Origin of the sequence: Microcystis sp. 0824 (assembly GCF_003112475.1) — a bacterium.
Classification (GTDB): domain Bacteria; phylum Cyanobacteriota; class Cyanobacteriia; order Cyanobacteriales; family Microcystaceae; genus Microcystis; species Microcystis aeruginosa_C.
In genome coordinates this window covers 199,685-222,310 of sequence record NZ_BDSM01000046.1, presented here as the reverse complement: position 1 = coordinate 222,310, position 22,626 = coordinate 199,685, and the positions used below count along the sequence as shown (strand labels likewise).

Genomic DNA, 22,626 nt, shown 5'->3' with positions numbered 1-22,626 from the left:
TTCATACCTGAAAATGACAATTTTACAGGGTAATTAAAGTATTTAACCAATTGATTAAATCTTCAACCGTAGAGAAATCGAATAAAGCTTCTCCTAATACTTCAACATCATCAATACTTAACTGCATGATTTTAGTTTCCAATGAAGGATTAATCTCCCCTAACTTGCGTTTAAGTTGACGAAGAATCAATGTCTTTTCCCGTTCAATACCTTGTTCGATACCTTGTTCAATACCTTGTTCGATACCTTGTTCAATACCTTGACGCATCCAACTGGTGGTAATTTGCATAACTCCCTCCTGTACGGGTTGACTAAATGTGCTAATCTCTTCTTGAAATTGTCTCTCTTCCACTGGATTTAGATTGAGATATGTATCAATAAATCCAGAAATTAATTGCATTTTTGCAGGATTTAACTTTAAAGTAATTAACAAGCGCAGACATTCCGCTTTTACCTTGGCTCGCTCTTTCTCGGCAATGTTCATCCTAGCCATCAAAGCTGAAGCAACCGGATTCGGTTGATTGAGAAAATCTCGCCAATTTAATCGATTTAACTGCACTACTTGATAGTTAAATTCTAAGACTTTTAAATCAGGAAAATCGACTACATATTGACTAATTGCTTCTCTTTTTGGCTTTGAATAAGAAAAAATTACAATCGGATAAATCGGCAAGACAAATTTCTCATGAAAGCGAGCAAAATAAGTAAACATTCGCCGATTAAACCATTTTCGAGAACTTTCCTGCGCCTCGACATGAATCAGAAAAAAAGATTCTTTTCCTCGAAACTTAACCTGTGCGACTAAATCGCTTTCATGTCTTTCTCCTTCCGTGACATCGGTAAATACTTCTTTGTCTAAAAAAGTAATCGAGTCCCTATCTAAATAATCCATCAATTGAGGAAAAAATAACTCAATAAATTCGACAAAAAAGGTGGAGATTAACTCCTTAAATAAGCGGTCATGGTCAATATTATTAGTCATGTAATATCATCTTAACTAATCTGAGCGATGAATGACTACTCTTGTTTATTATATTCTGAAAAGTCGGTTTTGGCAAAGGATTATTATGACCTCACCCCTTTAACCTACGAGGAGAGGGGGATGCTTCCCGCAAAAAACCCCACAGAAAACGGGTTTCTTGAAGAAACCCGTTTTCTCGAGAAAAAAAACTGGAGCGAGCGCTTTTCGCCACCCCAGTGCTGTCACGGAATTCAATTCTGTATCTAAATTAACACATTATTGGTAGCAAGCATGATTAAGGAAATTGGAAATTTTCCCCAAAGGGGTTTCCAAAGGCTGTAACCTTGACTGACAAGGGATTTCCGGCCTGATAAAGCCAAAGTTTTTGGAGTCTATCCTCGAAAATTAAACTTCGGCGCTGAGATGTTCCCCCAGATGAACGGTTTTCACCCATTTTAAACGTTTAGGACGCAAAGCCATCCGCAGGCTGACACTGGGAATAATAATAAACCAGTGCATCATATAAATCATGCCGCGAATGGTTTGAGCAAGGATGTCCAAACCGAGAGCAAAAGTGAATTTTCTACCCGTATTGACTCGGATTAATCCTGTCACCATCCCCCAGAGAGAAAGGGAAAGAGCCAAACCAGTTAAAGGAGTTAAAATCGGAGCTTGATGCTGGGTAATAGTGATTAAAAGATCGGGAATAGCGGCCGCAGGTAAGATATATTGAACGAGCAAAAAAGCAATTAAATCAAACTTTTTCGGCCAAGGCATGGGAGACTTTAAAATTGCTTTCCAATAGTCGAGATAACGCTGAAAACCACCTTCGGCCCAACGATTGCGCTGATGCCACAAAGCGATCGCAGTTGTCACCCCTTCTTCCGCTACTGCGGGAAAATTTAAGACATTAATTTTCCAATTATCGATATGGAGACGAATAGTTAAATCAAGATCGTCGGTGATCGTTTGTTCATTCCACCCCCCGCAACGATTTAAGGCACTACGACGGACAAATTGACCATTTCCGCGCAATTCTCCGATCCCTCCCACCGCGATCCGTTGCTGTTGAAAACAGCTATCAAAGATCATTTCTACCGCTTGTCCTTTGGTCCAGAAGTTTTCGGCGGCATTGGCGATCGCTTTTCGCACCTGTACCGCACCCACTTCTCGATCGTCGAACATTGGGACCACATGACGCAGTAAATCGGAGGATAATCCCGCATCGGCATCGAATACGCCGATAATTTCCCCGTTAGTCAGGGATAAAACCTGATTCAAGGCTCCGGATTTGCCACCTCCGGCATTAGCAGGACGATGGAGAATTTGTAATTGGGGATATTCTAGAGCCAGGCGATCGAGAATCGCACCCGTGTTATCGGTGCTATAGTCATCGACGATCCAAACTTCTAATTTATCTTGGGGATAGTCTAGATGACAGAGATAATTAACCAGTTTCGTGATTACGGTTTCTTCATTTTTGGCCGCTACTAAGAGGGACACCCTGGGGACAGAGGCTAGATCTTGATCCAGTAAAGGAATTGGCGGCGTTTCCGGTTTGGTGAACAGCAGCCGCAAAGCTTGCCCCGATAGTACCATAGTTAAGGCGATAATTGCCCAATAACCCCAACTAAGCCAATGAAGTCCGATAATTATTGTCCAGATCGCCATGAGGCTAAAAGCCGCTTTCTGTCTGCGTCCCGATCGGCCTTGAAAAATTTCGCTCCTAAATTCGTCCTCCTCATCTTCGGGATCGGACCAGTCAGATAGGAGGGAACCAATCGGGTCTAATTCTTCGTTATCATCCTCTCGCGACCAATAATTTTCTGCCATAATCGACTCAGGTTAAGTAACTGTTCAAATAGAAGCTTATTTCTTGCTTTATCTTACCGAAAATTGTTAAAATTTTTAACAGAATCTTAAGTTTTTTCGGGAAGGAAACCCCAGTTTTTCAGGCTATTGGTTCCTTTTACCCGATAAATGCGCTTTTTGGGCTAAGATTGCTTTGTTTACATTCGTTGAGAAAATTTAACATTTATCCCCTATGTCAAACCTGCTCCTCTGTGTCGGACTGATTTGTGGCTCAATTATTTGGGTGGAGATCGTGCGTGATTGCTATCATGCTCTGGCCCACCATTGGCAGCCCCTTTATCGTCTGCACGTCTGGCATCATCGGGTTTTTCGTCCCGATCTGTCGGTAATGAGCGAGGAAATTTATCGTCGGGCCCACTGGTACAATGATGTACCGGAGGCCTTGGTTATGTTGGCTGCCAGTGTTTTACCGGTACTACTGGCCTACTCTTGGGGTTTCGATCGCCCTTGGTTGGGTTGGTTAGGTTCCCTTTATACTTTGGCTTTTCTCAGCACGGCGATCGGTCGAGGTTTAGGGATCGCCAATCTGGAGGAATTAACCGATTTAACCCATCGTCCGGGGCAATTTGAGAGTTTACCGGCTCAATGGCGCGTTAATCGTACTTACCACTGGCGACACCATTTTGATAACCAAAAGGCTTATTATTGTGGAACTTTCACCTTTATGGATAAATTGATGGGGACGGCACTTTCTCTCAAGGGTAAAACGATCGCCATTACCGGAGCGAATGGAACTTTAGGGCGATCGCTGTTAAAGTACCTACAACTGAAGGGAGCCAAGGTGATCGCGCTCACTTCCGGGGACAATGCGATCGCTATTGAAATTAACGGCGAATCAGTACCTGTAAAAACCGTAAAATGGCAAATCGGTGAAGAAACGCAACTTGAGGACCTATTTAAGTCTGTAGATATACTGATTTTAAATCATGGCGTTAATGTCCACGGCCAAAGAACCCCAGAAGCGATCGAATTAGCCTACCAAGTGAATACTTTTTCCGTCTGGCGTTTAATGGAATTATTCTTCAAAACTGTCCGCACTAACGAGCAAATTGCCCGCAAGGAAGTCTGGGTGAATACCTCGGAAGCGGAGGTTAATCCTGCCTTTAGTCCCCTCTACGAACTCAGTAAACGGGCGATCGGTGATATGATTACCCTGCGTCGTTTAGATGCCCCCTGTGTGGTAAGAAAGCTAATTCTTGGCCCTTTTAAGAGTAATTTAAATCCTGTGGGTATTATGTCCGCCGATTGGGTGGCTAAACAGATTATCAAGGCGGTACAGAGGGATAGCCGCAATATTATTATTACTATTAATCCCTTGACTTTTATCACCTTCCCAATTAAAGAATTCTCTGTTTCTACCTACTTAAAACTATTTACTCGTTCCCCAAAAAATCGGGAAAATCCCTAACTATTTGTCCTTAATCGGGGATTAAGACTATTTTTCCTCGCACTCTTTCCGATTCACTATAATTATGAGCTTCTACCACCTGGGAAAAAGTATAGGTGCGATCGATTCTAACAGTTAATTTACCCGATTCGATCGCTTCTTTGAGAAATTGCCAGTCGGACGCTTGTGCTTGAGCAAAAAATATCAGTTTCCCTTTTTGGGGCAACCAAGCACCGAGATAATTTAGGAGGATAATTCCTGGATTTGGGAGGGTGGTTATATAGGTGCCTTGGGGTTTTAAAAGCTGACGACAGTGCCAAAAAGAAGACTTAGCCACAGCATCGAAGATTATATCATATTTCTGCTCAGTTTTTCTCCAATCTTCTTGGGTATAATCGATAACTTTATCTGCTCCTAAAGAGGTGACATAATCGATATTTTTACTACTACAAATTCCATCTACTTGCGCGGAGAAAATTTTTCCTATCTGCACGGCAAAGCTACCCACTCCTCCCGATGCACCATTAACTAAAATCCGATTTCCTGCTTGAATACCGCCAAAATCGCGCAAGACTTGCAAAGCGGTAGAAGCGGCTAAAGGAGTAGCAGCAGCTTCAATAAAACTCTGATTATGCGGTTTTTTAACTAATAGGGAAGCGGGAATAATTGCATATTCAGCATAGGTTCTACCGGGTAATTGATTGAGAAAACCAAAAACCTCATCTCCGATCTGGAATTGTTCCACCTGACTGCCTTTTTCAACGATAATTCCCCCATAATCAAAACCTAATTGCAGGGGAAATTTATTACCTGTGGCTATTTTGAGCATCCCCCGACGAATCTTCCAATCAATCGGATTAATTCCCGCTGCCATAATCTTAATTAAGACTTCTTTTTCTTGGGGAATTGGCTTTTCTATTTCGGTGTATTGGAGAACATTACTATCGCCATAGCGATTAATGATAATAGCTTTCATAATTAAGAAAAAAGTTGATAAAATAGTAGAGGAGCAAAAGTAATGACCAAGAGAACCAAAATCCAAACTCGTCCCGCTAAAAGATTATAATCTTGCCCTAATCTTGACCAAGAGTGACCGGCGATAAAATGACCAAACAGAAACTCAAAACCCACTGTTAATAGTAACCAAATTAAACCGATAGTAATTGCTTGACTGGAGGATTCTAGACCCCAAAAATAGACAAGAGTGCCAATATAAAGACTAAAAAAAAGGATTCCTGTCAGGGTAGAAATTTGATGAGCGCGTAGTTCATCGAGATATTTTCCGTAGGTGGTTTCTCGGAGGATACCGTTACTAATTCCTATTACGATCATCGGGAGCCACGCGACAATGTAGCGACTAATCATAAGTTGTTGGTTTAGAACTCACTCTAATCGGATTATAGCTATATTTGGCTGATAACTTGAGATATTTTGATAAAAATTAATATTGTTACTTGCCTAAATTTTCAGCAAGATAATCAACTAGCTTTTTCACTGTTGTAAATTCTTGGCATTTTTCGTCTGAAAGTTCTAGATCGAATTCTTCTTCTAAAGTCATGATTAATTCAAGTGTATCAAGTTCATCTCCTCCCCAATTTGATAATAAGTCAGACCAACTATTCCGGACAAAAGAACTACAAGAACTATAAGAACGATAAGAACTATAAGAACTATAAGAACTATAACTACCGACGTTTTCCTTAGATTTTAAATAAAATAGTTCATCATCAATATGTATCTCAGACTTTTCCACCTCTAATTGATCACTAATTATCTCTTGAACTTTGATGAAAATTGCTAATTTTCGTTCATTGTCTTGTGACGTTATTTTATCGGTATCATCATTTTTTTCGTTAATAACAGCATTAGCTTTTTGTTCTGCTATTTTAATAGCTTTATCTTCATTGATTCTCCTTGATTCTAATAGACTGGATTGACTGAAAAATAACTGATATCTCATAACTTCAATTCTAGAATTAATTAAGTTTCGTATTATATGAAATTCTACTTTATGACCACTTTCCTTGTAAATTCTTGTGGCTAAATCCCAAACAATCTGATCGCGGTTTGCCTCTAGCTGATTTAATTTTTCTTCACTCAGAGATACCATATCATCCAAATACTGATTGATCATCATTGCCAGAATTTGCATCTCATAATTTTTGCTGTCTTCATTCATTTGATTAGCTCCTCTGCGGCAAAAAATCTCAACCATATTGTATCTCAAGATAAATACTTTTCTAAAAAATATAGGGGTGCATCTCACATTTGCAGAAATACCGAAAATCAGCAATTATCAGTGACTCTTAGATGATTACAAATGTATCAGCATCTGGCTGTAAGCATCCCACCGAAAAGCTAATGCGCTCTGGGGTTTGGGTAGGGTTGATTCATGAATCAACCCTACCTTGAATCAACCCTACCTTGAATCAACCCTAGGGTATCGTCTCGGAGTCTCCCCAAAACGAAAACCTCATACCTCACTATTAAGATAACTGCTGTATTATCGCCTCGATCTAGCTGAGGGACAATTCTTGATTTTTACCAGAGGTATATAAAAAGGGAAAAAAAGGCGTGTAAAAGGACTGACATTTATAAATACAGTGTATTTGTAAGAGGTTTACACGCCTAGACAGCTTTAAACATCCGCTTTCAATGTATCATCCCCCATTAGCGCCGATATAGATGTAATCTCGATCCTATTCTGACTATGATTTGTATCAACAAATGCTGATGGGTTAGGACAGAACAGGGAGGTGACAGTAGGGTAAATTGTTAATTTTTTTAGTAATTCAGCTACATTATCCTAAAAATGTCACACTAGAGGTAGGGGATCGTCAGGGATTAATCATCAGCTTTCAGCAATTTTTGACTATTTCCCCAGGGTATTGCTGGCAGCCGATGGGAAAAAAGATTAACTTCAACCCTGAAGTTATCTGCTATCGAGGAGGTTAATTCTATGGATAATACGGAAACACTCTCAGTCGATCGAGATACCAACAAACTCTACAATAAAATTCTCGTGGCTGTGGATTATCAATATCCCACTCCAGAGGTTTTGAATGCGGCTATTCTCTTAGCGAAAACCTACGCTAGTGAGTTGCGAATTGTTTATAGTCTGTCTAAGCCTTTGACTCCCTACACGGAAACTTTTATTTATGGTAATCTGATCGGTTATGGTGGCGGTTATCCCCCCGATATGATCGCCTTAGAACAACAAATCACCGAAGAAATGCAAGCGGAATTACAAGCTTGGTTAAACGGTTTAGTTGATCGAGCTAAGGAAGATAATATCACAGCCCGGGCTGATTATTATATCGGTGATCCGGGCCAGAAAATTTGTCAAGTTGCCCAGCAAGAGGGGATAGATTTAATTATTGTTGGTCGTCACGGTCGATCGGGTTTATCTGAGTTAATCTTAGGTAGTGTCAGTAATTATGTGGTACATCATGCTCCCTGTTCAGTTTTGGTGGTACATATCACTCATTAATTAGAAAGGGTTGAAATCCATTTTTTGCTGTCCATTGAATCGCTCCATCTCTCCCGGTCCAGTAAGTCTTAATCCTAGCCTTTCTCAGTTGATTTCTGGCATTGCGGGAGAGATTGTTAGTGACAGCAATCGCTGTTTGTGGTCGAATGGACTCTAACCATTGTTTATCTAGATTGCTTCCCTGCCATAATAACACTAGGGGGCTAAATTTTTGGGATAAATTAACGGGATTTTTCGGGTTGATAATCCAGAGCCAAGATTGATTTTTTACCTGAAATTTAAATAAATTTTTCTCGATCAATTGTCCAGTAATTTCGCCGAGATTAAATTTTTCTAACTGGGATAAATTAAGAGTTTTTTTGATCGGTATGTCCTCACTTATAGTTGAGAATTGCGCCGAATTATTGACGGTTATTGCTCCTTGTATTTGATTAATTCCCTCCTGTCGCAAAAAGGGTAAAACTGTATAACGTGCTGTGGTGGGTTCCTCCCCATTAATTAAGAGAGTATTTCCTCGATTTTGAATAATTATTACTGGTTGCGATTTGGTGGCTAAAACTGTCACCTGAGTTAAAGTAAAATGCTGATAAATAATCGGTATTAAAATTACAGCGAGGATAAATAACCCGATTAAATGCCACCGTTGACGAAACCAGAGATTAAAGCAGATTAAGGTAAGGCAAATATAAATAATTAACATCACTCCTAAAGATAATTTACCTGTGGAGTAGGTACTAAAAGGAAGCCGACTAAAAAAGGTGGTAATTTGCAGTAGTAACTCTAGAGGGTAATAGAGAATACTAGCGCCGATACTGCCCAAGGGGGGATAAATTAAGCCTAAAAAAGCAGTAAAAACTCCTCCTAAACTAATTAGGGTAACTAGGGGGGTTGTGATAATATTAATGGGGATATTATAAAGAGCGATCGAGTTAAATGTAAACATTAATAAAGGCATAGTCCAGAGACTAGCAGCTAGACTAATAGCTATAGGTTCAGCAATTAAATTAGGGAAATAGTCAATTTTATTTTTCAGTAAGGGAACGGTAATAATTAATCCCAAAGTCGCCAAAAAACTTAACTGAAATCCTAAATCCCAAATCCAGAGAGGTTGCCATAATAATAGAATTGTAGCCGCTAGTAACAGGGAACCTAAGCTATTAACTTGTCGATTATAAAGCAGACCGATTAATGCCCCAATTCCCATCAAAATCGCCCGCAGGACTGAAGGTTGTAACCCTGTTAAAGTGCCGTAAATTATTAAGATAGTAACGGCAATAATAAACTGTTTTTTAGGGGATAAATTGCGAGTAATAGTTAAAACAAATCCCAACAAAATAGCCACATGAAAGCCAGAAGCTGCTAAAATGTGAGCCAATCCAGTTTGAATAAATAAATCGGTGATTTTTGCTGGCAAATTAACTGCTTGTCGTCCGAGGGTAATCGAACTTAATAAAGTCCCTTTTTCTTGGCCTAGTCCTTGAATTTGTGCCTCAACAATGCGCTGACGAATCTGCCAAACTCCCCAATTTGGTGACTTTTTATCAATAATTATTTCCCCTTTTAAACCAGCAAAAGCACCCCGACGCGCTAGATAATTAGCAAAGTCAAAAGCATTGGGATTATTGGCACGACGGGGACGATAAAGTAATCCTTTAACTGTTATTTCTTGTCCAGAATAAACCTGATTTTCTGCTAGATTGGGTAGAGTAACGTAGAGTTTACCTTCGGATTTTTCTGTGGGTAAATTCCTAAGGCTAAATTCTTTTACTTCTAACCAAAATTGTAAATTTTCTCGGCGATTGAGACGGATTTCTGATCTAATATTCCCCGTGATTTTAATAGAGTTAACCACATTATTTTTTAAAAGATGACTGATATCGTTTGCGCTGGGGTAAGGAGTGCGAATTTCTAGATAAACAACAGCAAATATAGCTATTAATCCCGCTATCAGCCAAATTTTTTTCGGGGGACTTTGCCACCAAAAACGACGGATAAAAATTGTGGTTAAGAGGGTAATTAAACCAAGAATAATAATTCTAATTACCACTTCTTGCCATCGGTTTAACTGGGGACTAAAATCTAGCAGACCTGTAGATAATAATCCCAGAATATAGGCTAAACCAAGAATAACGCTATTAGGGCGATTCATAGAAATTTTTGTCAAAGAATTTCAGAATTAGCGGGCATTATTTTTACATAATATCAGCGAAAATCAAGATTAAAAAGTAACTTAGCATAAACACTATGGGGATCGTTAAATGTAGGTAACTTCAATAATTCCTGCTGAAAATTTTGCCATTCCTGCGTCAAAGGATGATTATTTTTAGTGAGAGGAGGAAGATAGGTTTGCAATAAATTAGAAAAAAGTTCTTCTTGCCAACTTTGCGATCGAGGATATTCTTTAATACTCCAATCATCCCCTAATTTAGCTGTTTTGGCCGCATATTGCACGGCCGCTTCTAGACCACCAATTTGATCAACTAAACCAATTTTAACCGCATCTTTTCCCGTCCACACGCGACCTTGGGCCACACTTCTAACCTTATCTGGTGATAATTTTCGCCCCTGGGCCACCGTCTCGATAAATAAATCATAGAACCGATTAACTGCCCCTTGATAAATTTCTAATTCGTGGGGATTTTTCGGTCTGGTAATAGTAGATATATCGGCCAATTTTCCAGTTTTCACCGTATCCCAATCGATGCCATTATTATTAGCAATTTTCTGAATATTTAACAATAATCCAAACACACCGATCGAACCAGTAATTGTATCATGATCGGCAAAAATTATTTGACCCCCCATGGCGATCCAATAACCCCCAGAAGCTGCCACGTCACCCAGAGAAATAATTACTGGTTTTTTCGCATCTAAACGCTTAATTTCCCGCAGAATCACCTCAGAAGCGGTGGCACTTCCCCCCGGACTATTAATTCTCAAAACTACCGCTTTCACCTCCTCCTTCCCTTGTAATTTTCGCAGTTCTTTCGCCAATTTATCCCCACCAATTTCGCCTCTATCTCCCTGACCTTCTACGATTGTCCCTTCTGCATAAACTATCGCTATTTGATTGCTACTATCTTCCTCCTCATCGAGATAACTAGCATAATTGGCTAAAGAAATTTGCGAAAAAGAGTCAGAATTTACCTCCTCATTAGTTTTATTTTTTGCTTCTCCTGTTAACTCCTTTGCTAAAACAATTACTCGATCTAAATAGGCCACTTCATCGACAAAACCCGCCTTTTTCGCTCTGGTTGCTTCCAGAATACCTTGAGTATTAGAAATAGTTTGCACCTGTTGGGGGGTTAAATTGCGACTTTTGGCCACTGTGGAACTATAATTAGACCAAATTGTATCGAGTAGGGTTTGCAGCTGCTGACGATTCTGGACACTTAAATCCTGACGCGTATAGGGTTCCACTGCACCTTTAAAAGAACCCACTTTTACCACTTGTACCCCCACACCATATTTTTCTAGTGCATCGGCAAAAAAGGTTTGTTGACTACTTAACCCATTAATTTCCATTCTCCCCACGGGATTAATAATCACCTTTTCAGCAACGGAAGCGAGATAATATTCCTTTTCCGTCCATTCCACATCGTAGGCGATAATTTTTTTACCCGATTGGCGAAAATTTGCCAAAGCTTGCCGCACTTCCGTCAGGGTAGCATAGCCATATTCACCGACAGTGCCGCGACCGTAGAGCAACAGACCGACAATACTATCATCAAGGGTGGCCTTTTCGATCGCCGCTATCACCTGTCGCAAATTTAAAGTGGTCCTACTCTCACCGGTCAAACTATCGGCTAAACTGGAACTAGGGGGAGCATCGCTGATATTGGTGGCTAAGTTAAAAACTAAGACTGATTTTTCCTTAACTGAGGAGCTATCGCTAGAAATCAGGGAAGAAAGCAGTAAAAATGCTAATCCCCCCACACCTAAGACCGAAAATGCCAATAATCCCAATAAAGTTCCCAAGCAACTAGCGAAAGTTTGTTTAAAAAACTGCCCCATCGGTTTTCATCTGCTACTAATTATCCTCTTTCCTATTGTAGGGATTCCCCGCCCAGAAACAAGTTTTTTATTTGCAAACAAATGTACCAAAGACTTACTCTCGCTCTATTTTAAGGAGTATGATTAACCGGTCGCGGCACACTAACAGCTAATTGGTTTTTTGGTTTTGACTTTTCACTTTAATTATTTAATCTTATGCAGTTTATTGATCGCGCCGAAATAGAAGTAGAAGGGGGTAAGGGAGGTGATGGAATTGTCGCTTTCCGTCGGGAAAAATACGTCCCCGCTGGCGGTCCGGCCGGTGGTAATGGGGGAAAAGGTGGTTCGGTGATTTTTGTGGCCACTCAGAACCTGCAAACCCTGCTAGATTTCCAGTATAGTCGCTATTTTAAGGCCGATGACGGTAAACGGGGCGGTCCGAACAACTGCACCGGGGCCAACGGTAGCGATCGCATTATTAAAGTTCCCTGTGGTACAGTGGTTTACGATCTCGATAGCGAGGAAATTATCGGCGATTTAGTCACTCCCGAACAGACTTTAATCGTGGCTGCCGGGGGAAAAGGGGGATTAGGCAACCGCCACTTTTTAAGCAATAATAACCGCGCACCCGAATACGCTTTACCCGGTTTAGACGGAGAAAAACGCCATTTACGCCTAGAATTGAAGTTATTAGCGGAAGTGGGACTGATCGGGCTGCCCAATGCGGGAAAATCCACCCTAATCTCCGCCGTTTCCTCTGCTCGTCCCAAAATCGCCGATTATCCCTTTACGACTCTTATCCCTAACTTGGGAGTGGTACGCAAACCCACGGGAGATGGGACGGTATTCGCCGATATTCCTGGATTAATCGAGGGAGCGCACCTAGGAATCGGCTTAGGACACGAATTTTTACGCCATATCGAACGCACACGCCTGTTAATTCATCTTGTCTCCTTGACATCAGAAGACCCGATCGCCGATTATCAAATTATCCAGGGAGAATTGGCCGCCTATGGTCGAGGCTTAGAAAAGCGATCGCAAATACTGGTTTTCAACAAAATTGATGCTGTGGACGAGGAAACGATAGATAACTATCAAAAGCAGTTTGCTAAAATAACCAATGCGGAGATTTTGACTATTTCCGCTGTTACGGGAGCCGGATTAACCACTTTACTCGCCAAAGTTTGGCAGCAATTAGAGCAACTGGAGAGGGTCGAGGATGAAACCCCTTCCCTGTTTTCCTAAAATTGCTCGTTAGTTGTTGGGTTGCCGGGGTGCGGGTGGTCGGCGATTGCTCGGTCTTCTTTCCGTACCTTCAAAGTTACCGTTAGAACGACGGGTGCGGCGCTGTTCGCCTTCATTTTCGGCCGCATAGACTTCTAGATAAAGAGAGCGACCCGCACTCGCGGCCGCCATTTCTAGGGTAGTTCTAATCGCCTGTAAATTGCGTCCTCCCCGGCCGTAAACTTTGCCTTTATCGGCATCATCGAAGGCTACACGCACCCAAAGACGTTCATTTTCCTTACAGCGCTCGATATCCAATCTCAGACTGGCTGGATCTTCCAAAAACGGCTCGATCATAAATTTCACCAGTTCGAGATAATTGGGGGTACTAGGCATTGATTTTCTCGAAAATTTTCTGTTTGGTGAGAATGCCGCGCACGGTGTCCGTCGGTTGCGCTCCTTGTTGTAAGCGTCGGATAATCCCTTCTTCATCCAGACGCACTTCATCGGTGCGGGGATTGTAGAATCCTAACTCCTCTAGGGGACGACCATCGCGACGACTGGTGCTAACGGCCGCAACGATACGATAACTGGCTTCGCGTTTTTTACCAAAGCGTTTTAGACGTAATTTGATCATGGTTACTCAAAAATTCTCCTTTCCGATTCTAACTCATCCAGGCGGTATTTCCACAAGTGGCGATCGAGGGAACGGTGGGCAGCCTTTCGATATTATTGAAAATAACGCCGATATCTTAATAGTGAGGTACAAGGTTTGAGGGTGTTAGTTTTGGCTAACACACCCAAAATTAAGATTAAAGTTTTTACCCCTCTCTAACCGTAAACTTTCCCATAATACTCTTGATATTCTTTGGATAACAAAGGTTGCCACCAATCCCGATGATCGAGATACCATTGAATGGTTTTTCTTAATCCCCCCTCTACGGTTTCTTGAGGTTGCCAACCTAATTCGGTGCGAATTTTACTGGCATCAATAGCATACCGGCGATCGTGTCCGGGCCGATCCTTGACAAAAGTAATTAAATTCTGAGCGGGTTTCACGGGTAAATCGGGAGCTAATTCATCCATTAAATCACATAACATCCTGACTAAATCGATATTTTTTACCTCATTATTTCCGCCAATATTATAGGTTTCTCCCGCTTTGCCTTTGTGAATAACTGTATCTAAAGCTTGACAATGATCCCGCACATATAACCAATCTCGAACATTTTGACCATCCCCGTACACGGGTAAAGGTTTACCCAAAAGAATATTAATACACATCAAAGGAATTAACTTTTCGGGAAAATGATAGGAACCATAATTATTAGAGCAATTAGTAATAATTGTCGGCATTCCGTAGGTATGAAAATAAGCTCTTGCTAGATGATCACTCCCCGCTTTTGAGGCAGAATAGGGACTATTAGGAGCATAGGGAGTAGTTTCGGTAAAAGCCGGATCATCTACTCCTAAACTGCCATAAACCTCATCGGTGGAAACGTGCAGAAAACGATAGTGATCGGGTTGATGATTACTTAACCAATGTTGCCGAAAACTTTCTAATAGAGTAAAAGTTCCCACCACATTAGTCTGCACAAAAGCCCCCGGACCGAGAATCGATCGATCCACATGGGATTCGGCGGCAAAATGGGCAACTGTATCGATATTTTCACTAGCAAATAATTCATCAACTAAAGCTCGATCGCAGATATCCCCTTGCAGAAAACGGAAATTCTTTCTATCTTTCAGTGTCCCTAAATTATTCAAATTGCCTGCATAGGTAAGAGCATCGAGAACAATGACACGATCCTCAGGATAATTCTCGCACCAATGATGAACAAAATTCGAGCCGATAAATCCTGCTCCACCAGTAATTACTATGCTTCTAGCTTGATTTTCTGTCGCCATGGCCACCTCTAGCAAAAGTTCGCTACTTATTCTAGGCTTTTTTGCTTCACACTTCTTCATCAAAAGTGATCTGATCGGAGCGATAATCCGGCGGTTCAACGTGAATTAAAATTCTCACAGGGCTAAATTGTTGGGTTAATCTTGCTTCTACCGCTTCCGTGATTGCGTGAGCAGTTTCCACATCTTCAGCGGAGACAACTAGGTGCATTTCTATAAATACCTGTCTTCCCACCACTCCCCGAGACGCGATCGCATGACAATTAAGCACCCCCGGCACCTCCAGGACAATTTGATGAATCACTTCAGGAGCGATCGCCATTTCATCCACTAACAAAGGTAAATTCTCCATCAGGACTTTCCAACCACTGCTAAACACCAAAAAAGCGACGGGAAAGGACAAAATCACATCTAACCATTGTAATTGGGGAATATTAGCCGTATTGCCCACCCAAACCCCGACTAAACCCAATAAAACCGTAATTGTCACCCACACGTCACTCATGGTATGACGAGCATCGGCAATCAAAATCGCACTACCGACACGCTGCCCCACGGATCTTTCATAATAGGTGACAAAAATATTCACCCCTAAAACGATAATTAATAACCATAACTCAGGACCTGCAATCTCGACGGGTTTTCCTCCTTTAATAATACGCATGACCGCCCCTTGCAAGATTTCAAAACAGGCAATTCCCAAAAAGGCGGCGATCGCTAAAGCTCCGATCGCTTCGTATTTCAGATGTCCGTAGGGATGATCTCGATCGGGATAGGGAGAGGAAAACCGCATCGCTACTAATCCCAAGACATTATTCGCACTATCGGTGACACTATGGAGAGCATCCGCTTGCAGACTTAAAGCACCAATTCTCAAACCCACCCCCGCTTTGATCGCCATAACCAAAATGTTCAGCAGCAGGGTGATCCAAAGAACCTTTTGGACGGTAGCCCGATTATCTCTTAAAACAGCCACAGGATTATCAGTTATCAGTTATCAGTATTAATTTTCCCACTCCTATCTCCGTTTTTTTCCTTTTTACTTTTGGCTCTTCTAGAGTACTGGACAGTGCAAAGTTCTTGCCGGGGGGAAATCTGACTATCCCCAGGATGATCAGGCTCAAATTTTGGCTAAAGTCGAAGCCTTTGAAGGTTTTGTTACTGCCCTTGGTTTGCTCCCAGTTCTCAGTTTAGAATTGCCTAAGACCATTTGGGCAGACTTCCCCCGCTGGTTTCGCACTCTTCCCCGCCATGGCTTGCCTAGCGAGCGGATTGCTCTACTCGCCCCGCAACAACCTCGCCCAAGCCTTTTTCTCGCAAAACCCGCCCAGTCCACTTTTGCCTAAATTACTTGCCGCCAATCCCGATCCCATCCCCAATCCTGATCTGCTGGACTTAGCCCCATAACCATTACTCGATTTCACCACTCTAAACTTCGTACTCTCCAGGAACGAAGAGCCAGATAAAAAAACCTAGAAATCAGATTTTAGGAATAGACCTCTTGCAAAAATCAAAAATCTGACCTTAGGTGAGGAGTAAGGAGCCAGTAGTCAGGAGTCAGGAAAATTAAGAATGATCATTAATCAATTAAATGCTCTATAGCGTTTTTCAGTCTGCTGAGGTACAAAAGTTATGGGTTTTAGGCACTCATGCAAGAGGCAAAAGGCAAAGGGGAAGAAAAACAGGTGTACCTCACTAGCTTAGGAAACGCTATATTTAAGGATTTTATGCAATTTTATGCCTATTTTTCTCATTTTTGAACTATCAAAAATTAATTAGGCAATAACTCTAATGTAAACAAGTTGAATATGGATTTTATTTCTCTTGAATTCCCACTCTTGACCTCTCAGCCTTCCGATCTTCCAGAGATTTTCCTCGTTGCCGGAGAACTATGATACAATGGCATCAAAAAATAGAGGAAAAAATTTTTTATTATGGACAAGGTGTCAACACCAAGCCTATCAATTGTTATTCCGACCCGAGAAGGATTTGCTGACCACTGGTTTAATGCGCTGACCGAGGTCAAGGGAGAAATAGAATTTATCTTGGTTCATCCACCAGGAGCACCTAAGTATCCCACTTCCGACCCCAGGGTACAGCAAATAGTCAGTCCCTTGCGGGGAGAAATTATTCAAAGAATTAGTGGATTGATGAATGCGACAGCACCTTACACACTAACCATTAATTGTGATGAGTTTCTTCATCCCGATATCTTGACCATGGTTCTACAGTATTTCCAGCGATTTCCAGATAGCTGGGTGATGAGACTCTGTACTAAGCGATTTCAGTATGGAGAAACAAAAGAACTGACCGCTCCCTGGCAACCGCTGCCCCAGATAGAAGAACTACTGGTGTGGGATAAAAGCTCCAAAAATCAGGATGGCTCAGATCGAAGTGGCTACTTAAAGGAAATTCCCATCGTTCCTTTTGACAAAAGAAAGTTAGATTTGATGTGCTTTGTGCGCGAAAGAAAAGATCACCACGGTCTTCATACTGAAAATTTTGATAAAAAAGTCTGGCTAACTCAAATGGTACAAGCAACCTGCAAAGATATCGTTGGTTTGTTACCATTAATGGGTCCGTTTAAGTATATTCCCTTTTGGTGTTTAGATCGTCTTTTGGGTTTATTTCTTCAAGCTAAGTTTTTCGAGCAGGGGCAAGGGAAAATCATCGGTCATCTCATGCCATCTCCAGAACAGTTACGCATGGAGAACAATCCCCCCGAATATAGAAGACTAAATCGCTATGGCATTTTATCAGAAATTTTCCTAGTCAAGTGTTTTCCTCAGTATGGATATATGTGGAATCTGGTGATTACCAATCTCAGGGAAGTTCCCAAAAAATATGTGCTTTATCGACTAGGAAAAGAGGGATAGTCAGCTAATCATGACCAACTCACCAATTCTATCAATCGTTACTCCAACTCTGGGCAAATTTTCCGAACATTGGTTGCAACAACTTCTGGCAATTCAAGGGGAAGTAGAATTTATTTTAGTTTATCCTCCCGGAGCAGTTACCCCTTCCGTAGAAGACCCCAGAGTGAAAACTTTTCATAGTCTTTATCAGGGAGAAACGGCCCAGAGGGCCGTCGGTCTTCTCAATGCTTCCGGTCAATATGTGTTGGCTCTCGATGATGATGATTTCTTGCATCCCGAGGTGGTTGCCTTAGCGAAAGATTACTTTGATAATTTTCCCCAAAGTTGGCTCTTGCGTCTCCATAAGGAGAAAATTGATTATCTCGATGAGGAAAGAATTAAAGCTCCTTGGCCAGAGCTACCCGCTATCAATCAGTTAAATGTCTCTAGAAAAAGACAAAATAAGTACCAAGATTTAGTGGAAGTTCCTATCGCTCCCCTAGATAATCCTTTCGAGTTAAGACTAGCTTTATGGCCCTACGGCAAAAGAAAAGATATTCATGGCTGTCATCTAGAACCGTTCAATAATAATATTTGGAAGACTGCCTTAGTGAAAGAAGCCTTAGATGATTTTGTCCGCAACATGAGGATAGGAGAAATTTTAACTTGGTTGCCTCTCTGGGGATTTGATAGAGCTTTAGGGTTATTTCTGCAAGCGAAGTTTTTTGAAAAAGATATATATATCGGCCATTGGATGCCCGAACCCAATCAAATAAGATATATAGTCAAACCCTACTCCATGAAAAGCCCAAGAATTCTTTTTCCTTCCGATGCTTTACTGGTCAAAAGATTTCCCCAGTATGGTTATTTATGGAATCTCTTTTTCGAGGAGTTATACAATGGCATCAAGACCAAAATCAAAAGTCTCTGGAAACCATGACTAATTATTCTGTGATACTTTACTAATCTGGTTTTATTTCCGAATCACTCAAGTCACCTAGATAGGCTTTATCCATTACTAGGCTCAATTGAAGTTGCCTCTATAAGCTATATGCTGTCAGGGTTTCCTCTTTAACTACTCTCTGCCTCATTATTTCTGGTTCTTCGTTACTTGGTATGGCTCTTCGTTACTTGGTATGGTTCGATAGGGGGGCATAAATTGACTAAATCCTTATCTGGCAAGAGACTTAATTGATGAGTTCGCTTTAGATGAAAAACAATTGACAAAAATCGCCAAATGCCTTTCTACATAAGGGTTACATCCCCTATAACCCCAGTCCATTGCATAACACAAACCGAAGAGCCCTTGGTATGGTTCGATAGGGTAGCATAAATCGACTGAATCATTATCTAGCAAGAGATTTAATTGATTAGTTCGCTCTAGGCCGAAAACAATTTACAAAAATAGCCAAATGTTTTTCTCTATAAGAGTTTCATTCCTTATAACCCTGTCCGTTGCATAAGACAAACCGAAGAACCACAAAAAGTCTATTAATCGCGAGGTTAAACCCGATTTCGGGAATTAAAAAGTTCAGGTAATTCAATCTGACTTTTTTCGTAATCTTGAGGGATACCTACGTCAATAAAATATTCGTCAGAAATAAAGCCATACATAGGAATTTTATCGGTATAAACTTTGAGAAAGTCGTCCTCAAAAGAAAATTTTGATGGCAGATCAAAGCCAGACAATATTTTTTTCCATACACAATATATGCCGCCATTAATATAGCCCTTATCTTGATATTTTTTGGGTTCAAACCCGATAATTTTTTGGTCATCGTCTAGCATAACATTATTATAACGATCAAAGTCAGTTAGCGGCTTCAGAGCAACAGTTATCAGGGATTTCTTTTGACTATGTAAATTAATTAAGGCGGATAAATTGACATTAAATAAGGTATCTCCGTTAACAATTAATGCTTGTTCGGTTTCAATTTTATTGAGTGCCAACCGGATTGCTCCTCCAGTTCCCAAGGATGTATCTTCTATCAAATAAGTTAGCTCGTATTCCTTGTATTGATCGCCAAAATGATCGATAATCTTCTGATGTTCATAGCCCACAGAAACTAAAAATTTCTGGGTAATTTTTTGAGAGATTAGGTAATCTAATAGATATTCTAAAAAAGGTCTGTCGGCAACGGGAGCCATGGGTTTTGGTAAACTGTTGATCACCGATCGCAACCTAGTTCCTAACCCACCCGCCAGAATAATTACATCCATAGATACACCTCAAAAATTTGAATTATTGCCAATCTTTTAAAAACTATTTTTAGGGTTATGGGGACAATCCTTCCCCGTTGATCCTTGGTTTGCTATAATGTCCATGCTTGGGTTCCGTATTTGGTAAAGTGAAAATTAATCACTTGGCCTCCTGCTGATTTCAAAGCTTTAGTTACTTCGATTTTCTTGGTAGGATCGACCATAAAGATAATAAAACCACCGCCACCGGCTCCCGATATTTTGCCTGAATAGGCCCCAGTTTCCCTAGCTACCTGATAAATGCGATCAATCTGGGGATTACTAATTAATTTGGATAATTTCTTTTTCGCTTCCCAAGAAGTTCTCAGAATTTCTGCTATCCCCATAAAATCTGATTTAAGCAGTGCTTCTTTAAAGAGAATTGCCTCTTTTTTGAGTTGATGGGTAGCGGCGATCGCTTGATCATTTTTTTCTTGGACATTCTGAATTTGATCCTCAATTACTTGAGATGAGTAGCGAGAAATGCCTGTATAGTAGAGGATCAGAGAAACTTCCAATTCATTGATCACCCAATTTTTAATCCGCAAAGGATTAACTATGACTCGATCTTGTTCATAAAATTCCATAAAATTAAAACCGCCAAAAGTGGCAGTGTACTGATCCTGCTTGCCCCCTAACCAGCCTAAATCAATTCGTTCGATCTCGTAGGCTAAATGGGCGATATCGTACTCGCCTAGGGGTAATTTTAACAGTTCCACAAAGGCTTTAACTATGGCTACGGCTAGGGTAGAAGAAGAACCTAATCCCGAACCAGCCGGCGCATCGGAAAAGGTAGTGATTTGCAGCGGCAAAGGTTGCCCTTGATTAAAGTCTTTAATCAAACGATTATAGACCGCTTTATGCAGATCGAGAACACCGTTATAGGGGAGAGGAAACTGAAGGGTTTCTATTTGTTGTTCTCCTCGATCGGCGGCAACAAAAATGACCTGTTTGTCAGTAATTTCCGTGACTGTACAGTAGGCATAGAGATCGATAGTAGCGTTGAGAACGTAACCTCCATAAAGACTACAGTAAGGCTCTACATCTGTGCCGCCTCCACCTAAACCTAATCTTAAAGGAGCTTTGGTTCTGATGATCATAGGTAGGCTGTTTAGGTTGATTTTTTGCTAGTAGATTTTAGTTAGTAAAGAGCGCTTCTTCGATCGCTAAACAAATAATATGGAGAACAAAACCATGACCTTCTTGAATGCGAGGGGTACTGGTACTAGGAATCATCAAACAATAATCGGTTTTTTCCTCTAGAGCTAATCCCTTCGCCCCAGTTAAACCGATGCTAGTGAGACTTTTTGCTTGACAAACTTGGAGAGCTTGATGGATATTAGCGGAATTTCCCGAAGTGGAAATACCGATAAACACATCACCCGGATTCCCTTCCGCTTCTATCTGGCGGCTAAAAATATATTCGTAACCATAATCGTTAGCGATCGCTGTTAAACTAGCGATATCGCTATTGAGGATGCGAACCGGTAAAGACTCTCTTTCTTTCAGAAATCGGCCGTGCAGCTCACCGCCAAAATGGATAGCATCGGCGGCACTGCCCCCATTACCGGCCACTAATACTTTGTGGTTGTTGCGATAAGCATTGATACATACTTGGCAAATCTCTTGGATTTTTTCTAGATATTTTGTTTCAGTTAGTAGGTTTTTTTTCAGGTTATAAGCTTCTTCCAATTCAGTCTTGATTAAAATTGACAGAGACGGATCACTCTGGAAACTATAGCGGTTCTCACACCTGTGTGGCACAGTTAAACCTTTGCTAATTAAGCTTTTCAACATCGATAATGTACCTCTTGCGAACAGGAAACGCGGCTCTTCGGTTTGTCTCATGCAACGGACAGGGTTATAAGGGATGAAACTCTTATAGAAACAGACATTACTGCGATTTTTGTTAATTGTTTTTGCTCTAGAGCGAACTAATCAATTAAGTCTCTTGCCAGATAAGGATTTAGTCGATTTATGCCCCCCTATCGAACCATACCAAGTAACGAAGAACCGGAAACGCTATATCTAATTTTTTGTTTGATTTTTCTACCATTCGCATAGGTTTGATTTTCCAATTTTTATTACTTGAATAAATTTAACTCTCAATCATTCTGTCATTACATTGAATACTATCAAAAGACCAGAATCGGGAGCATCCCACTTGTGGAATAAGTATAAATGCTTAAGCGACCAACGAAGCTACGCCTGGGGCTATAAGTAGTCGTGCAAAATAAATTTCCTAGTGAAGAAAGGCACTCATGCAAGGGGCAAGAGGCAAGGAGGGGGTTAGATATGTGTAATTAATTTTGCTTAGGTACTTAGCACCATTAGACATCTCCAAAAATTACAACCTAGTCACAGCTTACCTTTGTCTGGTGTAATAACTATAGCGTTTTTCAGTCTGCTGAGGTACAAAAGTTATGGGTTTTAGGCACTCATGCAAGAGGCAAAAGGCAAAGGGGAAGAAAAACAGGTGTACCTCACTAGCTTAGGAAACGCTATAAATAGTTCAACGGCTGAAATGTATATCTATCTTCGCTTGTAAATTGGTTTAACACAAAGCCGTCCTAAAAGGACGGGGTTTTAAACCCAAAATTTTGATAAATTTTTGATGTATTCTGGCCGGGATGGGGGATTTCTGAGCGGGGGATTCCACCTTGGCCAGTCTTGGCCTTTTGTGTGGCTGGACAAAAATGTT

At 41.0% G+C, this 22,626-nt stretch carries 21 protein-coding genes; 7 read left to right on the top strand and 14 right to left on the bottom strand.

Annotation, left to right across the window (positions count from 1 at the left end):
- Positions 1-22: 22 nt before the first annotated feature.
- Positions 23-982: a DUF4351 domain-containing protein gene (locus N0824_RS14990; protein WP_108937317.1), complete on the bottom strand. Its 960-nt coding sequence runs from the start codon at positions 980-982 to the stop codon at positions 23-25.
- Between the two features lie 27 nt (positions 983-1,009).
- Between N0824_RS14990 and N0824_RS14985 the strand changes: the two genes are divergently transcribed.
- Complete coding sequence (locus N0824_RS14985) at positions 1,010-1,228, top strand: hypothetical protein (protein ID WP_108937316.1); 219 nt, start codon at positions 1,010-1,012, stop codon at positions 1,226-1,228.
- A 138-nt stretch (positions 1,229-1,366) separates the two neighbouring features.
- Here N0824_RS14985 and N0824_RS14980 read toward each other — a convergent pair whose 3' ends face one another.
- The gene (locus tag N0824_RS14980; protein WP_108937315.1) at positions 1,367-2,794 is read right to left on the bottom strand and encodes a glycosyltransferase family 2 protein; all 1,428 of its coding nucleotides are present in this window, start codon (positions 2,792-2,794) and stop codon (positions 1,367-1,369) included.
- 211 nt (positions 2,795-3,005) lie between these two features.
- Here N0824_RS14980 and N0824_RS14975 point away from each other — a divergent pair, with 211 nt between their 5' ends.
- Positions 3,006-4,241 carry a bifunctional sterol desaturase/short chain dehydrogenase gene (locus N0824_RS14975; RefSeq protein ID WP_108937314.1) on the top strand — a complete coding sequence of 412 codons (1,236 nt, stop codon included), beginning with the start codon at positions 3,006-3,008 and terminating at the stop codon, positions 4,239-4,241.
- Between the two features lie 10 nt (positions 4,242-4,251).
- Here N0824_RS14975 and N0824_RS14970 read toward each other — a convergent pair whose 3' ends face one another.
- The 3 genes from N0824_RS14970 to N0824_RS14960 form a co-directional block, all read right to left on the bottom strand.
- Positions 4,252-5,196: an NAD(P)-dependent alcohol dehydrogenase gene (locus N0824_RS14970; protein WP_108937313.1), complete on the bottom strand. Its 945-nt coding sequence runs from the start codon at positions 5,194-5,196 to the stop codon at positions 4,252-4,254.
- Between the two features lie 2 nt (positions 5,197-5,198).
- Positions 5,199-5,585, bottom strand: coding sequence for a hypothetical protein (locus N0824_RS14965; RefSeq protein ID WP_108937312.1), 387 nt, complete (start codon positions 5,583-5,585; stop codon positions 5,199-5,201).
- A gap of 85 nt (positions 5,586-5,670) precedes the next feature.
- Positions 5,671-6,435 (bottom strand): acyl carrier protein, encoded by a 765-nt coding sequence (locus N0824_RS14960; protein WP_233256452.1) that lies wholly within the window; start codon positions 6,433-6,435, stop codon positions 5,671-5,673.
- A gap of 744 nt (positions 6,436-7,179) precedes the next feature.
- On the opposite strand from N0824_RS14960, the gene N0824_RS14950 reads away from it, so the two are divergent.
- Positions 7,180-7,710: a universal stress protein gene (locus tag N0824_RS14950; protein WP_108937311.1), complete on the top strand. Its 531-nt coding sequence runs from the start codon at positions 7,180-7,182 to the stop codon at positions 7,708-7,710.
- Here the strand turns inward: N0824_RS14950 and N0824_RS14945 are convergent.
- Both N0824_RS14945 and sppA read right to left on the bottom strand, forming a co-directional pair.
- Positions 7,700-9,859, bottom strand: coding sequence for a ComEC/Rec2 family competence protein (locus tag N0824_RS14945; protein ID WP_108937310.1), 2,160 nt, complete (start codon positions 9,857-9,859; stop codon positions 7,700-7,702). The two genes, N0824_RS14950 and N0824_RS14945, sit on opposite strands and share 11 nt — an antisense overlap.
- A gap of 53 nt (positions 9,860-9,912) precedes the next feature.
- Complete coding sequence (sppA, locus tag N0824_RS14940; protein WP_108937309.1) at positions 9,913-11,724, bottom strand: signal peptide peptidase SppA; 1,812 nt, start codon at positions 11,722-11,724, stop codon at positions 9,913-9,915.
- A gap of 195 nt (positions 11,725-11,919) precedes the next feature.
- On the opposite strand from sppA, the gene obgE reads away from it, so the two are divergent.
- Positions 11,920-12,948 carry a GTPase ObgE gene (gene obgE, locus N0824_RS14935; RefSeq protein ID WP_046660782.1) on the top strand — a complete coding sequence of 343 codons (1,029 nt, stop codon included), beginning with the start codon at positions 11,920-11,922 and terminating at the stop codon, positions 12,946-12,948.
- Between the two features lie 9 nt (positions 12,949-12,957).
- Here obgE and N0824_RS14930 read toward each other — a convergent pair whose 3' ends face one another.
- From N0824_RS14930 to N0824_RS14915, 4 genes are all read right to left on the bottom strand, one after another.
- Positions 12,958-13,323 carry a KH domain-containing protein gene (locus N0824_RS14930; RefSeq protein WP_002801906.1) on the bottom strand — a complete coding sequence of 122 codons (366 nt, stop codon included), beginning with the start codon at positions 13,321-13,323 and terminating at the stop codon, positions 12,958-12,960.
- A complete protein-coding gene (rpsP, locus tag N0824_RS14925; RefSeq protein ID WP_002780060.1) occupies positions 13,316-13,564 on the bottom strand; it encodes a 30S ribosomal protein S16 in 249 nt (82 codons plus the stop codon). Before rpsP ends, N0824_RS14930 begins: the two co-directional genes overlap by 8 nt.
- 194 nt (positions 13,565-13,758) lie before the next feature.
- Positions 13,759-14,835 (bottom strand): dTDP-glucose 4,6-dehydratase, encoded by a 1,077-nt coding sequence (gene rfbB, locus N0824_RS14920; RefSeq protein WP_108937308.1) that lies wholly within the window; start codon positions 14,833-14,835, stop codon positions 13,759-13,761.
- A 46-nt stretch (positions 14,836-14,881) separates the two neighbouring features.
- Positions 14,882-15,808: a cation diffusion facilitator family transporter gene (locus N0824_RS14915; protein ID WP_108937307.1), complete on the bottom strand. Its 927-nt coding sequence runs from the start codon at positions 15,806-15,808 to the stop codon at positions 14,882-14,884.
- A gap of 151 nt (positions 15,809-15,959) precedes the next feature.
- Between N0824_RS14915 and N0824_RS14910 the strand changes: the two genes are divergently transcribed.
- From N0824_RS14910 to N0824_RS14900, 3 genes are all read left to right on the top strand, one after another.
- Positions 15,960-16,178 (top strand): hypothetical protein, encoded by a 219-nt coding sequence (locus N0824_RS14910; protein WP_108937306.1) that lies wholly within the window; start codon positions 15,960-15,962, stop codon positions 16,176-16,178.
- 588 nt (positions 16,179-16,766) lie between these two features.
- On the top strand, positions 16,767-17,708 hold the full coding sequence (locus N0824_RS14905) for a transposase (protein WP_108937305.1): 942 nt from the start codon (positions 16,767-16,769) through the stop codon (positions 17,706-17,708).
- Between the two features lie 10 nt (positions 17,709-17,718).
- On the top strand, positions 17,719-18,627 hold the full coding sequence (locus N0824_RS14900) for a glycosyl transferase family A (protein WP_108937304.1): 909 nt from the start codon (positions 17,719-17,721) through the stop codon (positions 18,625-18,627).
- Positions 18,628-19,190: 563 nt separating this feature from the next.
- On the opposite strand, the gene N0824_RS14890 is transcribed toward N0824_RS14900, so the two are convergent.
- The 3 genes from N0824_RS14890 to N0824_RS14880 all read right to left on the bottom strand — a co-directional run bounded on the left by N0824_RS14890 (position 19,191) and on the right by N0824_RS14880 (position 21,722).
- Positions 19,191-19,907 carry a nucleotidyltransferase family protein gene (locus N0824_RS14890; RefSeq protein ID WP_108937303.1) on the bottom strand — a complete coding sequence of 239 codons (717 nt, stop codon included), beginning with the start codon at positions 19,905-19,907 and terminating at the stop codon, positions 19,191-19,193.
- A gap of 92 nt (positions 19,908-19,999) precedes the next feature.
- A complete protein-coding gene (locus N0824_RS14885) occupies positions 20,000-21,025 on the bottom strand; it encodes a dehydrogenase (protein ID WP_108937302.1) in 1,026 nt (341 codons plus the stop codon).
- A gap of 37 nt (positions 21,026-21,062) precedes the next feature.
- A complete protein-coding gene (locus N0824_RS14880) occupies positions 21,063-21,722 on the bottom strand; it encodes an SIS domain-containing protein (protein ID WP_108937301.1) in 660 nt (219 codons plus the stop codon).
- Positions 21,723-22,626 lie beyond the last annotated feature (904 nt).